At 48.4% G+C, this 13,743-nt stretch carries 11 protein-coding genes; 8 read left to right on the top strand and 3 right to left on the bottom strand.

Annotation, left to right across the window (positions count from 1 at the left end; all coding sequences use genetic code 11):
• The first annotated feature begins 341 nt into the window (after positions 1–341).
• The 7 genes from SPB21_RS12345 to SPB21_RS12315 all read left to right on the top strand — a co-directional run bounded on the left by SPB21_RS12345 (position 342) and on the right by SPB21_RS12315 (position 7,404).
• Positions 342–1,808, top strand: a complete 1,467-nt coding sequence (locus SPB21_RS12345) for a DUF1254 domain-containing protein (RefSeq protein ID WP_499866714.1) — start codon at positions 342–344, stop codon at positions 1,806–1,808.
• 657 nt (positions 1,809–2,465) lie between these two features.
• The gene (locus SPB21_RS12340; RefSeq protein ID WP_499866713.1) at positions 2,466–2,948 is read left to right on the top strand and encodes a hypothetical protein; all 483 of its coding nucleotides are present in this window, start codon (positions 2,466–2,468) and stop codon (positions 2,946–2,948) included.
• A 572-nt stretch (positions 2,949–3,520) separates the two neighbouring features.
• Positions 3,521–4,189: a hypothetical protein gene (locus SPB21_RS12335; protein WP_163699295.1), complete on the top strand. Its 669-nt coding sequence runs from the start codon at positions 3,521–3,523 to the stop codon at positions 4,187–4,189.
• Between the two features lie 91 nt (positions 4,190–4,280).
• The gene (locus SPB21_RS12330) at positions 4,281–4,826 is read left to right on the top strand and encodes a GNAT family N-acetyltransferase (protein ID WP_499866712.1); all 546 of its coding nucleotides are present in this window, start codon (positions 4,281–4,283) and stop codon (positions 4,824–4,826) included.
• Between the two features lie 320 nt (positions 4,827–5,146).
• Positions 5,147–5,587, top strand: a complete 441-nt coding sequence (locus SPB21_RS12325; RefSeq protein ID WP_163699292.1) for a MerR family transcriptional regulator — start codon at positions 5,147–5,149, stop codon at positions 5,585–5,587.
• Positions 5,588–5,620: 33 nt separating this feature from the next.
• Positions 5,621–6,403, top strand: a complete 783-nt coding sequence (locus SPB21_RS12320) for a glucose 1-dehydrogenase (RefSeq protein WP_499866711.1) — start codon at positions 5,621–5,623, stop codon at positions 6,401–6,403.
• A 14-nt stretch (positions 6,404–6,417) separates the two neighbouring features.
• Complete coding sequence (locus SPB21_RS12315) at positions 6,418–7,404, top strand: Vgb family protein (RefSeq protein WP_499866709.1); 987 nt, start codon at positions 6,418–6,420, stop codon at positions 7,402–7,404.
• Between the two features lie 60 nt (positions 7,405–7,464).
• On the opposite strand, the gene SPB21_RS12310 is transcribed toward SPB21_RS12315, so the two are convergent.
• Positions 7,465–8,529: a hypothetical protein gene (locus SPB21_RS12310; RefSeq protein ID WP_499866708.1), complete on the bottom strand. Its 1,065-nt coding sequence runs from the start codon at positions 8,527–8,529 to the stop codon at positions 7,465–7,467.
• A gap of 200 nt (positions 8,530–8,729) precedes the next feature.
• Between SPB21_RS12310 and SPB21_RS12305 the strand changes: the two genes are divergently transcribed.
• Complete coding sequence (locus SPB21_RS12305; protein ID WP_499866707.1) at positions 8,730–9,557, top strand: AraC family transcriptional regulator; 828 nt, start codon at positions 8,730–8,732, stop codon at positions 9,555–9,557.
• Positions 9,558–9,614: 57 nt separating this feature from the next.
• Here the strand turns inward: SPB21_RS12305 and SPB21_RS12300 are convergent, their stop codons facing one another.
• The gene (locus SPB21_RS12300) at positions 9,615–10,448 is read right to left on the bottom strand and encodes an SWIM zinc finger family protein (protein WP_163702672.1); all 834 of its coding nucleotides are present in this window, start codon (positions 10,446–10,448) and stop codon (positions 9,615–9,617) included.
• Positions 10,449–10,460: 12 nt separating this feature from the next.
• Positions 10,461–13,667, bottom strand: coding sequence for a DEAD/DEAH box helicase (locus SPB21_RS12295; RefSeq protein WP_499866706.1), 3,207 nt, complete (start codon positions 13,665–13,667; stop codon positions 10,461–10,463).
• Between the last annotated feature and the right edge of the window lie 76 nt (positions 13,668–13,743).

Below are 13,743 nucleotides of genomic sequence, written 5' to 3'. Positions count from 1 at the left end.
CTCATCCCCCAGCCCCTTCTCCCGCTGGGAGAAGGGGCACCAGTGTCACAGTCCCTGGTATCTACACTCAGTAAGAGAACCTGTGTCTGTTGTTGGTATCTCAACTGAACTCGATATTCCAGATCAAAAGTTCCGACAATCAACAGATATAAACCTTTGGCACTTATGCAAAAAGTCATTGTTGGTGCATGAAAATCTTCCTCGCTCTGTATTACGTCTGACACTTCGCAGACGTGGGCGATTTTCATATATTGGATATGAATCATAGACTTACTGGTTGCCATTCAGCTTCACCATCAGTTTTCTATGTTCATTGAATACTACATAAAGGAGAATTTAGAATGATTGGTTCGTCTACACTGACTCCACAAGAAGCCCGATTGATCACGAAAGATGCGTTTATTTACGCCTATCCAATGGTGGACAGTTATCGGATTCTTTTTGCCTACTTTCTTTGGCCCAATAATGCCGAATACAAGGGACCCTTGAATCAATTGCTTGGCGAAGCACGACTGTTTACGCCAGCGGACAAAACAATTCAGACACCGAACGCGGATACACCTTACTGTGTGGTTGGCGCAGATCTTCGGGCGGAACCTTTAGTGTTGACGGTCCCAACTATAGACCCTAAACGATACTACTCTATCCAACTCATTGATGCTTACACTCACAATTTCGAATACGTTGGTACTCGAACGACGGGCAATGGCGGAGGCAAGTACTTGCTGGCGGGTCCTGACTGGACGGGGGAGATACCGGCTGGAATCACTGCCGTTATCCGTAGCGAAACCAGTCTTGCCCTAGCTTTGTACCGCACCCAGCTTTTCGACTCAGATGACTTAGAGAATGTCGCAGACATCATTAAGAACGGTTATGAGGTGCAGCCGCTGAGTAAGTTTACAAAGACGGAGTCACCGGCGGAAATGCCAGCGGTGAAATACCCAAGACCCGTAAAACTGGACGAAGGCGAAACGTCACCCAGAATATTTAGCCTGTTGAACTTCCTGCTGACGACGTTTTGTTCAACACATGCATCGGAAACAGAATTGATGGCGCGCTTCGCTAAGCTCAACATCGGACCTGGTCTGATCTTTAATCCGACAGAACTCTCTGAGAAATTGAAACAGGCCATCGAGCAAGGCATAAAAGACGGTTGGGAGACTTATCTGGAGCTGAAGAAGACTAAACTTGCCACTCAAGACGTCACCGCCGCCGACCTATTTGGCACCCGTGAACACTTGACGGCAACCGGTAACATTTATCTATACCGCCTGGCTGGCGCGATTCTTGGCATCTGGGGCAATTCTATTGAAGAGGCCATGTATCCTTCCTACTATAACGATTCAGACGGCAACGAATTAAATGCATCAGGCGACGTCTGTTATACGCTACGCTTTGAGCCAGGTGGATTGCCACCAGCTGACGCTTTCTGGTCGGCAACGATGTATAACCTCCCCGAGCAACTCCTTGTCGAGAACAAACTCGAGCGCTACCTGATTAATTCAACGATGTTGGACAACAACGAACTCGTTCTCGACGAAGACGGGGGACTGACGCTTTATATCCAGCATGCTCAACCCACTGAAGACAAAAAGAAGAAAAATTGGCTGCCTGCACCAAATAAGGGCTTCTTCATAACCTTGCGGCTTTACTTACCGCAACAAGATGCGATTAATGGCACATGGCAAAATCCACCACTAAGGAAAGTAAAGCCCACACTGCACTGGACAATCAGGCTTAAGCGTATCTTTTTAGCTCTCTTTCGTGCTGGTAACTCCCCCTCGTTAGAGCCCCGGTCCCTAGGATGAGAGTGCGTGACAGAAGTGGGAATGTATATGGTTTAATGCGATTAATACGGTCATAAAGAATATTAAATGCATATTACTCCTAAGAAACACAAGCTAATCAACCCTAAAATAGACTGATTGTCGACAGAATCACGACAATTGTGTTTCTTGCCGGTTGAGCGAACAGCCCTACTGTTCGTAAAAGGCTCAGATCTTGCACTAAGGTCGGTTGTGAAGCTCAAACCCACGTTGGGTTCAAAACCCAACGCTAATTGAGGGCTGTCCACTAAAGGGACAAGATTGGCTGGGCCGCTCTAAATATAGAGCTTTTAGGGATTCTTTAACCGCTTGAGCGGTTTTGAGCCAGTTAGCCTTGCGACTTTGAGTCCAAGGTGGGTTAATGCTTCCTTGCCAGGTGCAAGATCTCAGTTAACCTACCGCCGCTGCGTTATGCCAATAGGCTGTACTTTCAGAACCTTATTCTCAATCAGGAAGCTGCAGCCGTGCGATCGCTCCACATCATCCCAAATATGTCATCATAACTGTATGCGTTTCACTTGCTCCTAGTCTGAGGCTAGCTTGAGCTTCTCTCAGGCTGAAAAGCTGGAAGAGGTTAAAGAAAAACTAAAAGAAATGCACACTATTCAAGCATCTGAGTCGATCATAAGGTGAATAAACATGCCGTTTTCTGCTCGCAAAGTGATAAGTGCGATCAAACACTTCTTCACCGAAAAGAACGCCGTCGCAGGAGTTTCCGACGCATTTTCGGTCGTCACCGTTATCAACAGCTTCATGATGGTGAACGGTCTCGATACACCGAAAGAAGGACAGTTTGCTTACGTTCATCTCCTGATGCGGCTGGGAATCATCACAGGGATCTGGGTTGTTTTCGATTTTTCGTACACCATCTCATCAACCAAAGAGTTCTTTCGGGACCTGCGAGCTGGGCTCGGTCGGTACATTCGCCACAACGTGTATGACGAGATCGCAATCACCTATACATCGTTGATCGTCCTCCTCTGTATCGCCGGATCGACAAGCCTGTTTCCTCTTCACGGCGGGCGCGGGCTCTATCAGGGATTGTTGTTGCTGTTTCCCGGCGTCTGCGCAGGAATCTTGGCGACCAAGGTGCTGGGAAAGAAGGACGAACCCAAAACTTAAGCTGCACCGCGCCGGTTGGTGGTCCAACTGCTCGGCCACGGGCTGTTCCTATGCCCAGGGTTTACACCGCGTCAGCGTGGCGGCGACTCCGTTGTCGGAACCTTTCAGTCAAGCATCTGGAAACGTGCGATCGCTCCACATCGAATACATAGTTATGCAGCGTAATCACCCTGTCTTTCAAACTAGACTCCTTTAAGGGAATCCTTGCATCTGACATAGAGAAAACTATAACTTATGCCTTGAGCATGACCAATCAACACGAAGACAAGGATCGGGTTTTGGATGCAGTGCAAAATCTTGCACATGCTGCTAATGGCCATCTCAACTTAGTTTCAGCAGTATCTGAATATATAAATGCAACCTCGTTATTATCTGTTTCCAAGCTAGAGTATTGGGAAAGAACCTTCCGTTATGAGATTTATGTAGAACCGCACTCAAGATCCAAGTCATTCTCGCTCCGTGAACGGCGTTTACTAATTCCTTGGTTAGATCATTGCAACGGAGACGGGTATCTACGAGAAAAAGCATTGCGCTCTTTACGTGAAGGTGCACCGAATGGGTTCCTTTTTGCTATGATTCTTCGACGGTTAAACGATTGGGTTCCTCAAGTACGAGCTGCAGCTCGTGAGCATGTCCCGCAGATAGCAGCTAACACCAAACCTGAGTTCATACTAGAAACACTCTGGGCAATTTTGCCATACCTGCATACCTGGGGACGCTTACAGGACGAGGATCTAGAAGTCTTGATAAGTCTTCTTTCTATAGATGGTATACCGTCACGACTGGCATCGAAGCTTGTTGAGGTGACCGCCGGTCCGGCTGCTTCAATTCTTGGACAAGCAGGTCGCAAGCCCGTGCTCGATAATTTTTTACCGACTATCTCTGAGGAAGCAGTTCAACCAGCAGTCCGCGCCAAGGCGTATCTTAGCCAGTTAGAGGAGCGTATGGTATGGTTCGAGGGTCGAAAATGGGTATGGACAGATATTCGTTGGTGTGAAGGACGTCATGAGCCAGTTCTTGGTGAGAGGGCAATAAAGGTCAATCGATCGTTCTTGGAAACCCTTAAAAAAGCAGCTAGAGACAGTTCTCCGGTAGTTCGAAGGGTGGCCGGGAATGTGCTCATTGCTAAGCTAGACAGTATTGGCACGGAGGCTTTACCCATTGCTGAGATATTGTCGAAGGATTCATATCCATCAGTTGTGGAACGGGGGAAATTCGTGCTGGCAAGACTCAAAGCTTGAATTGTAGTTGTTTGAGGTATATCCAGTGTATTGCTCTTCAGTCAACATTCAGTGCTGTTTCGCATAAGATCGAAATAATCAATCCAATACCATGCAGTCTTTTCAAGATATCAGGTCAGTAAGTGTGCGCGCACTCACCTCCGCCAATGCCGAGGCATATCATGCCGTACGCTTGTCTGCGCTCTGTGAACAGCCACCCGCTTTCGGTTCTCTCCCTGAAGACGAACCGAGCCTCTCCGAAACTGCCGTTAGGCTGGCAGAAAGCGATGACCGTTGCTTCTTCGGAGCATTCCAAAACGAACAACTCATTGGGATTATTCGGATTTCTCGCTATTCAGCTTCCAATGAGAAACATCGTGCATATTTGGCGGGACTCTATGTCTTTCCCTCGTTTCGTTGTCACGGCTGTGGCAAAGCGCTCATCCATAAAGCGCTGAATTGGGCAGCAAATGCCAAAGATATCAGGAGAATCTATCTAACTGTTGTCACCCAACAAGAAGCGGCGATCCATCTTTATCAGTCATTGGGCTTTCGCACATATGGTACTGAACCGGAGACCTTTTCGAAAGGTGGACAGTTCTATGATGAGTACCTGATGACCTTGGCACTCAGCTCGGATAATGACCGCAACGCTTAACCATCGCACTGCACCTAGACGTCAGGATATGGTTGATTGAGTCCCAAAAGATGTTTGCGTCCGGTGAGCGTGATCGTTAGCCAGAATATTCTCAGCACTGTGAGAAAATGGCTCAGAGCATACAGAGTTACTTTGAACTTGAGCAAACTGTATCTGCCCAACAAGGACGCTACGTAATTGAATCGGCACTCAACCAATGGGGTGGGTAATGAGGCAGCGGGCAATCTAATTACGTGCATCACCGAACACCTTGGACTGAGACAGTATTGATGCGAGCCGGCTATTGACCTAGAGCGCACTCTACCTTTTATAGTTGCGGTATGACGACTGAATTAACCATCCGACAAGCTGCTGAGGCAACAGGGCTAAGTATCCACACTTTACGTTATTACGAAAAAGTTGGGCTTTTAGCTCCGATTTACCGAGCATCTAATGGACATCGACGGTACTCCGCCGAAGATATTGCTTGGCTAGAGTTTTTGGTGCGTTTGCGGGAAACCGGAATGCCAATCAAAAAAGTGATTGCCTTTGCAGATTTGGTGCGTCAGCATCCCAATGAAGTTAGTGAACGACGCGTGTTACTTGAGGAACATCGCAATCAGGTCAAACAACACTTAGAGGAACTCACCCATCACTTGCAAGTGATTAACTTGAAAATTGAACACTATCAACAACTGGAAGCAACTGGTGAAAACGATCACAACTGCATTTTCTGGAAGCATCATCTTGAAAAATCTCTAGACAGCAAGTTGAACAAATAATTTTCACCTCAACCTAAATTAGGAGACTCAGAAATGAAGTTTCAAGGCAAAGTAGCCCTCATCACTGGGGGTAGTTCTGGCATGGGTCAAGCGGCTGCGATCGCATTTGCCAAACAGGGTGCAACAGTGATCATTGCAGCGCGACGTGAAGATCAAAGCCAAGATGTGATTTCTCAAATTCATGCTTTAGGGTGGAAGGCTCACTTTATTAAAACAGATGTGGCAAATTCTGATGAGATTCAATCACTGATCGAAAAAGTAGTCGACTATCATGGTCGCCTGGATTTTGCCTTCAACAACGCTGGAACAGAAGGTAAATTTGCCCCCATCACCGAGCTAACAGAAAGCGACTGGGAACACACAATCACGATCAACCTGAAGGCAGTTTGGCTCTGCATGAAGTATGAAATTGAACAAATGCTCACACAGAAAAGCGGAGGCGCGATTGTCAATACATCGTCTTGGCTAGCAAAAGGTGGGTTAGTCGGTTCTACGATCTATTCAGCCAGTAAAGGTGGACTGGATGGCATGGTCAGACCTGCCGCGTTGGCGTACGCAAGTCACAACATTCGCATCAATAATATCAATCCCGGCATCATTGATACGGCGATGTTTCGTCGCTTTGGCAATCCCGACGATCCAAATGATGCCGTTGTGCAAGCCTTCACTCACCACATTCCACTCAAACGGTTAGGTAATTCTCAAGAAGTGGCAGAAACCGTATTGTGGCTCTGTTCTGATGCCGCCTCATACATCACTGGACAAACCATCTCTGTGGATGGTGGATATGCCATTCCCGGACACCGCGTCGCTTAAAAGGGAGTAATGCAATGAAACGACGAGAATTTCTTTTAGTTTTAGGATGTGCAGGTACGATCGTGCTGTCCTCCAACCAACCGATTGCCGCCTCTGCAAGAGAACTAGAGCCGATCGAACTACCTGCTGGTTTTCAGTATCCCAATGGTATATCCCATGGCAGCGACGGCACACTCTATATTGGCTCCATTACCAGTGGACAGATTTTGCGCATCACGCCTGATGGCAAAACCGAGATAGTTTTCCCCGGTAATGATGAAGTATTTGCCGCCACCGCATTACGACTAGATGAACCACGCGGTATTCTCTGGGGCAGTTCACCTGATTTCCTGGGAACCCGTAGCGCCAATGGGGAGACCGTTCATCGCCCACCGCGCATCTTTGCCATCGATGTTCGTTCTGGTAATGTGCTACAGGTCATTTTGATGCCGGAGGGTGGTTTCGGCAATGATCTGGCCATTGATCCAGACGGCGGCGTTTACGTCACCGACAGCACCCTGGCTCGGATTCACTACCTGGCTCCGGGAACAAGCCAGTTGCAGACTTGGGCAGTCGATGAGCGGTTTCGGGCCGAGCACATTGGACTGGCTGGCATTGCACGGCGATCCGATGGCGTCTTAATTGTGGGACATTATTCTAACGGTACTCTCTTCAAAGTGATGCCTCAACTTGACGGATCTCCAACGGTTGAAGAGATTTCTTTGGAAAGATCGCTAGAGAATCCAGATGGCATGCAATTTGCCCCCGATGGTTCGTTGATTCTCACCGAAGGCGCAGCTACCAGCGGTAATGGTCATCTTTTACGTATCCATAGTTTTGCACCTGGCACAAATCCAACGCCAATTGAGACATTAGCCTCTGATCTTAAGTCACCCGTCAATCTGACGCTGGTTGGACAAGAGATTTGGGTTACTGAGTCCCAGATCCGTCATCGTCTGAGGCCGGGGCAAGAAACCCAAGTTCCCGATCGTTTCTTCGTGCATCGATTTAAGCTGTTGTAAAGATAGGCAATCGCCGCCGCACAATCGTAATCTATCGACGGCGATAACAGTCTGCGCGATTCATCGTCCATTCAACCCATCAGTTCGCCACTGCCGCCACTGCAGTAGCAACCAAGCTCGATGCTGCTTGAACAGCGTATAAAAGTAGATTGCCAGAATCGCAACAAGGCAGACTGTGCCCAACGTGTTATACGTGTTGATAATTTGCTGGTGGCTCCAGCCATGACCATAGGCGAGCCTCTCCATGTCGCCATCACCGCCCCACATTGAGCCCCACGGAATCTCCTGCAAACCACGTCGCACTTGCCGCCAGTTCCATAGGCTGCCAAAAAATGTAAACGATGCACCAACAACAACAGGGTAGCGGTACAGTCCCCACTGAAAATACTGCGGGAGTGGAAAATAGTAGCCCACAATTAGCAGAGCACAAATCAAAAACTCGCCACCAATGCCACCGAAGTACAACAACATATCAAACGTATTGGCCGACATTAGCCAGGTCATGCCAAACTGTATGACTGCTAGAGAGATAGCTAACAGCCTGGGCCAGCGCTTCTGTTCCCGCTGCCCAGCCCAAAACAGCAATCCCAACAGGAGCAACACACCAACATACACAAAGAAAGACCGCTCCGGATTGACTGGCGTAAACCCAATGGGCAAGGGAATAGCGCGCCGTCCAGACATCCAGGCTACGACCGCATGACCGAACTCGTGAAACCAGATATCAATGCCCTGCAGCAGCCCTCCGATGGGCGCAAAGGCTTTTAGAAAAATACCGGTCAGTACCATTAATGGAAAATAAAACACCGCGCTAAAGCGGTTGTCAAAGGACATTAGATCAGTATCAGCCTTGGTAAGTGGCGCGATCGCAAACTTCTGTTGCCAGGCTGCCTGCTTTGGTGCCGTCAAACCATAAACATGCACCACCCGCACATCCGCCAGTCCCAGTTCAGCTAAGTCTATACGGTAAAGCAACGTCCGTAGGGTATTGGTCGCAGGCTCCGGGATTGGCGCATCGGCTATCGTCAGACCGATATATAAATGCTCTCCGCGTACACTGACCTGGGCCGAGAGCCCAACCTGCGCGATCTCAGCTACCAAAGCATTGAAGCTATCCGGCTGCATAGGCTATTTCACCGTATGAAACTAATGCTAGCGTTCCCATTCTTGCAAGTTGGGCAGGGTGCAATAGACATCAAACTTATCGGTCTGATCATCAAGTAACTGGTACAAGTTTATCAGGATCAACCTGAATATGTTCCTTGGAAAACGTCCCGATTTGATTTGATACCCTATATTTCTTCTATTTTGTTTGGATCACGACAGTGCGCATACTAGCCATTGAACCCCATCCTCAACTGCGACCCTATGTGCTGAGCTATAGGATGGTTGAAGACAAGCTGGGAGAAGTTGCAGGGACACCTATTTGGACCTGCCCGGAACCCATTGGTGTGTTGAGCGCAAACTTTGGGAAACGTTCGTACCATGAATCGGGCAAGATTCACCCTAAGGTTGGTTTGCTAGGGGTACAAACGCGCACTCGTAAATGGATCTCCCAGCCAGAGACTTTGTTTGTCATGGCCATCCTGACCATCCCCGGCATGATGATCTTGTTTCCAGATATCGGCCAAGATTGTGCGGATAACCTGCTTGATATGGCAGATTTGTGGGGTGAGCGAAAAGCAGGAGAATTTTGGCGCTGCCTTCCCCATGAATTGCCACCCGATGATGTCAAAAGTGCACTGGATGGGTGGCTCCTAAACTTGTTCAGGGCAGTGCCGGTTTCTGTTGTGCAGCGTCGTTTGCAGTTACATCAGGCGCTGACGTCCAATAGGCGCATTGATACAGCCTGTGAACAACTGGGAATAACTCCGAGATCGCTACAGCGTGAATTTCAACGCCATCTTGGCATCAGCCCCAAGCAAGTGATGAACCTGTATCGATTACAACGCAGTGTCAGGGCCAATGTGGAGACTATAGCCCAAAGGCCGCTGCAAGACTTTGCAGATCAAGCCCACGAAATACGCGCGTGGCGTCGATATCTGAGCCGAACGCCTGGCCGATATAGCACTGAGAATAGATCGATGCTGGCTGAAACGTTTGCGTCTTCAACCCAGGGAGTCAGCCTGGATCCAACTATTTTCTACCTATAGATGCCGCATCTATAGATGTCGCAAATGTTCAATACACTCAACAGTGATTGCTTGCCTTTATAACTGTCCCTTGGCTTTTACCTGCTCATACAACGTCTCCATTGCTTCAATAAACGAATTATCCCGATCCCAAAAGCCCGGAAAGTCTCCTTGTTTTTTTACTGGAATGCCTGACACTGGATTATCGGGTAAAACCTCCATTGTTTGAGGCAAACGCTTGGCTCCATGCCAAAAGTCTCGCAACTCAGTTTTTGCAGGTACTTTGATTGTCTCTAGTGGCGCGTAGTAAGAGTCTACTGGTTTAGGAGGTTGCTGTTCTAACTGTAATTCCGCTGACAGCGCCTGTCCTAAGGGAGATTTTGCCAGTTCCTGTAATAACTCCTCCCGTGACAAGCCCCGCAGTTCAAACAATAAAAACGGATCTTGATCGAGTTCTGCCGCGACCAAATAGTAAACACCGGCAATATGTTTGCATGGATTACTGTAGTCTGGACAAGAACAGCTGGTTTTGAAGTCTCTGGCACTTGCTGGTAGCAGATTGAGGTTTAGCTGCTTAAATGTATCCTCAATATTGTCTGGAATCTCGTTGAGCAATAAACGAGAAATCAAACTTGCTTTGGAGGCAATCAGTGCGATCGCAGCTGACCACTTGGCCTTACTCAAAGGCTGGAACTCAATCGTTGTGAAATACAGTGGTTCCTTATACACTCCAAAGTAAGGATTCACTGAACCTCGGACCTGTGCGGTGACTCGCCCACCCTCAATGTCAAAGCTTTTAACCTTATTGCCCCTGGCATAGGAGCGCCCACGACTGAGGCGTCCTGGGTCGGTTAGCTTTTCAATGGCTTGGATGAATTGTTGTCCCCACCAGCTGCGACTAAATTGGCTCATGATGCTTCCCTCTTACTCCATGATCGCACTTTTGTTCAACGAAATCAGCTGCCTAAACGCATCGTTATCCAGCTCCGTTAACCAGGATTCATCGGCCCCAACAATTGAACCCGCCAGCTTCTTCTTATCTTCGATCATTTCGTCTATGCGCTCTTCCAGGGTGCCCATGGCTACAAACTTGTGGACAAACACATTTTTCTTCTGACCAATTCGAAAAGCCCGATCTGTGGCCTGATCTTCCACCGATGGATTCCACCAACGGTCAAAATGGAAAACATGGTTAGCTTTGGTCAGGGTAATGCCTACACCACCAGCCTTGAGCGAAAGCACAAATACCGACGGCTCTGTTTCCGGATCTTGGAATTCAGCAATCATTGCCTCGCGTTTTTTTCGTGGGGTGCCGCCATGGAGATAGTAGGTATTACAGTGAAAGGTGTGGCGCAGGTATTTCTCCAAGGCTGACCCCAGCTCGGTGAATTGGGTAAATACCAAAAGGCTATCCCGCTCCTCCATGGCCTCTTCCACCATTTCGGTAAGGCGGGTGAGCTTATGGGAGCGCACCGCCGTAAACTCACTATCATCCTGTAAAAACTGCCTTGGATGATTGCACACCTGCTTCAACTTTGTCAGCGTTGCTAAGATCAATCCCTTGCGGTGAATGCCTTCTGCGGCCTGTAGCTGAGTCTCCACATCTTTGACCACGGCTTCATAGAGCGATGCCTGTTCTTTCGTCAGGTTACAGAACAGTTTTTGTTCCACCTTATCCGGCAGGTCTTTGATGATTGATTGGTCTGTTTTTACCCGCCGCAGAATAAAGGGCTCCACCAGTTTTTTCAGGGTGGCCGACTGACGCGGATTGTTACTTTTCTGAATCGGTACCTCAAAGCTTTTACGAAACTGGGCCTGGGTGCCTAAATAGCCGGGATTTAAGAAGTTAAAAATGGACCAGAGATCCAATAGACGGTTTTCAATTGGGGTGCCGGTGAGGGCCAATCTGTGAGGCGCAGAGAATTTACAAATGGCTTTGGTTAACGCTGCTTTAGGGTTTTTGATATTTTGCGCCTCATCCAGCACAATGCGGTGCCACTCGACACCATTAAACAGCTTGGCATCTTTGCGAGCTAACGCAAAAGAGGTGATCAAGATGTCATGCTCTCGACAGGCTTTTTTGAAGGTTTTAGCATCCTTGGCACGGTCGCTACCGTGATGCACGGCGGCCTTAATTTGGGGAGCAAACTTTTGGATTTCCCGGAGCCAGTTGCCGACCACAGAGGTGGGGGCAATCAGCAGCGTAGGCGGTACTTGGATGGCTTCTATTGTTTTCTTTTTACGGCCTTTTTTAGGTTTAGGAGGTTGCCGTTCTTGCACCATGCGGGCAATCACCTGGACGGTTTTACCCAACCCCATATCGTCGGCCAGACAGCCATTGAGACCCAGCTGTTCTAGATACTGTAACCAGGAAACGCCTCGCTTTTGGTATTCCCGCAGCTGACCTTGGAATGTATCGGGGTTATCCACGGGTTGGAGCTTATTTTTGTCGCCCAGTTTAGTGAGCATATCGGCGAGGGTATCTTTGCGATCGCACTCCACCTCCAAATCATCCTCACCCGCCGCCGTTAGCTTCATAAAGTCCAACAGTGACAGCTCTGGATTCTCCTGCTGATGAGTTTTCCAAAACTCCAGCATCTGCTGCATCTTGTCCTGGTCCAGTTCCATCCATTGACCGCGAAACTGCACCAATGGCGTCTTAGCAGTGACCAGCTGGTTCCACTCCTGTTCCGTGATCTTTTCTTCGCCAATGGCTAGTTCATATTGGTACTCCACCAGGCTCGCAAAGGAGAAATAACTCTTGGATTTATCGTCACCTCCTGACAGGGACTTTCCTTTGGCCTTGAGCCGCACCTTCGCCCGCTGTCGTCCCTTGGGGGTCCACCAGGCGGGCACAATCACCTTATAGCCCGCATTTTCTAACACCCAGGCCGACTCTTTGAGAAAGTTAAAGGCTCCATCCAGAGTGAGCTGAATGCCAACGGGCTGGTCGGTTTCCATGCCCTGCCAGAGATCGGGATAAATCCGAGCAGCATAGCCTAAGTTTAGCAACAGGTTTTGCTCAAACTCTCCCCCCAATTGGTCTTTTATCTGTTTCTGTTGCTTAGGTCCCATGCGCCAATAGTTATCTAAGGCTAGCTTGAGGGAGGGATCATCTTTAGGCGCAACCTGAAACTGTAGCTGCCAGGGGTCGTCTGGTTTGAATGGGTCTTGGAGATGAAAGTACAGATAAAAGGGCTGATCGGTCTGGGTGCGGACAATGCGATCGCGCCAGGCCTGCCATTGTTGATATTGCTCTAACCCTTCAGCCTGGGGCCACACATCTAGATCTAAACAGTCCGTCAGCACTGAATCTTTGATGGTGTTTTCAAATGCTTTTGTAAACTGAGTATGGGCCACAATTTCAGTCAGTAAGCATTCTGAGAAATGCCGCAGGAGAGACAACCGATCGTAAAACTGAGGTGTTGTAAACGGTTCCGCAAATCCTGCTGCACACATCAGGGGCATGTGCTCCACAAATTCCTCCAGGGTAGTCCCATAGTCTTCACCAATAAACTCCCACCCTGAATAAATTTCAAAGTTGTCTGACCGCTTAGATGACTGACGTTTCTTGATGGGGTCTAGCGAACGGTATTTGAGGGCAGGAACATAGTGATCTTTCCAAATAATCCGTTTTAACGCTTGGGTAAAATGGAACCAAAATAGCAGGTCTGCCCCTAGCTGGATCTCACTCAAATTGTGTAGGGCAAGAAAATGAAGCTCATTGAGTAAAGGAATAACAGAATTTGGACCTGCTTTACTTTTAACAGCGGCGGCAGCTGGGATAGAACAACAATCAATTTGCCAATATTCAAATTTAAACCGATCGGGTAAGTCAATCTCCAGGTAGCGCGATAGCTCTAAAGACGGCAGTGGCTGATTGTCAACCGTCGGCAATAGGAAGTAGCAGGGAGTGATCAGCTCCTCCAACGGATATCGATCGGGGGACTGAATCTTAAACTCATTCGCTAGTAGGTCAACTAAATCTGCCGCCACTAAGTGTCTAGGATGGCATGGCTCTGCCTCCTGAAACGCTGTTTCTGCAATAGTTTCAACCCATAGGTAAAATTCACCCGATAGAATAAAGTCAGCCCCAGATTCAGGAATCCAGGTACCGTGAAGGATTTGCATGGCAAGTCACGGAATAGAACGTAGATATGGCCCAAGTTAGCGCCCATACTATCGCGTTTGGCTTTGCTGTTACAGC

This window comes from Leptothoe sp. ISB3NOV94-8A (assembly GCF_043421595.1).
GTDB lineage: Bacteria > Cyanobacteriota > Cyanobacteriia > Phormidesmidales > Phormidesmidaceae > Leptothoe > Leptothoe turfae.
This window is presented reverse-complemented; position numbering and strand designations above follow the sequence as displayed.

Coding starts and splice junctions, on each gene's coding strand:
- SPB21_RS12315 (WP_499866709.1), top strand. CDS start 6,418: ATGAAACGACGAGAATTTCTTTTAGTTTTAGGATGTGCAGGTACGATC.
- SPB21_RS12330 (WP_499866712.1), top strand. CDS start 4,281: ATGCAGTCTTTTCAAGATATCAGGTCAGTAAGTGTGCGCGCACTCACC.
- SPB21_RS12300 (WP_163702672.1), bottom strand. CDS start 10,448: ATGAGCCAATTTAGTCGCAGCTGGTGGGGACAACAATTCATCCAAGCC.
- SPB21_RS12335 (WP_163699295.1), top strand. CDS start 3,521: ATGATTCTTCGACGGTTAAACGATTGGGTTCCTCAAGTACGAGCTGCA.
- SPB21_RS12325 (WP_163699292.1), top strand. CDS start 5,147: ATGACGACTGAATTAACCATCCGACAAGCTGCTGAGGCAACAGGGCTA.
- SPB21_RS12320 (WP_499866711.1), top strand. CDS start 5,621: ATGAAGTTTCAAGGCAAAGTAGCCCTCATCACTGGGGGTAGTTCTGGC.
- SPB21_RS12310 (WP_499866708.1), bottom strand. CDS start 8,529: ATGCAGCCGGATAGCTTCAATGCTTTGGTAGCTGAGATCGCGCAGGTT.
- SPB21_RS12340 (WP_499866713.1), top strand. CDS start 2,466: ATGCCGTTTTCTGCTCGCAAAGTGATAAGTGCGATCAAACACTTCTTC.
- SPB21_RS12295 (WP_499866706.1), bottom strand. CDS start 13,667: ATGCAAATCCTTCACGGTACCTGGATTCCTGAATCTGGGGCTGACTTT.
- SPB21_RS12345 (WP_499866714.1), top strand. CDS start 342: ATGATTGGTTCGTCTACACTGACTCCACAAGAAGCCCGATTGATCACG.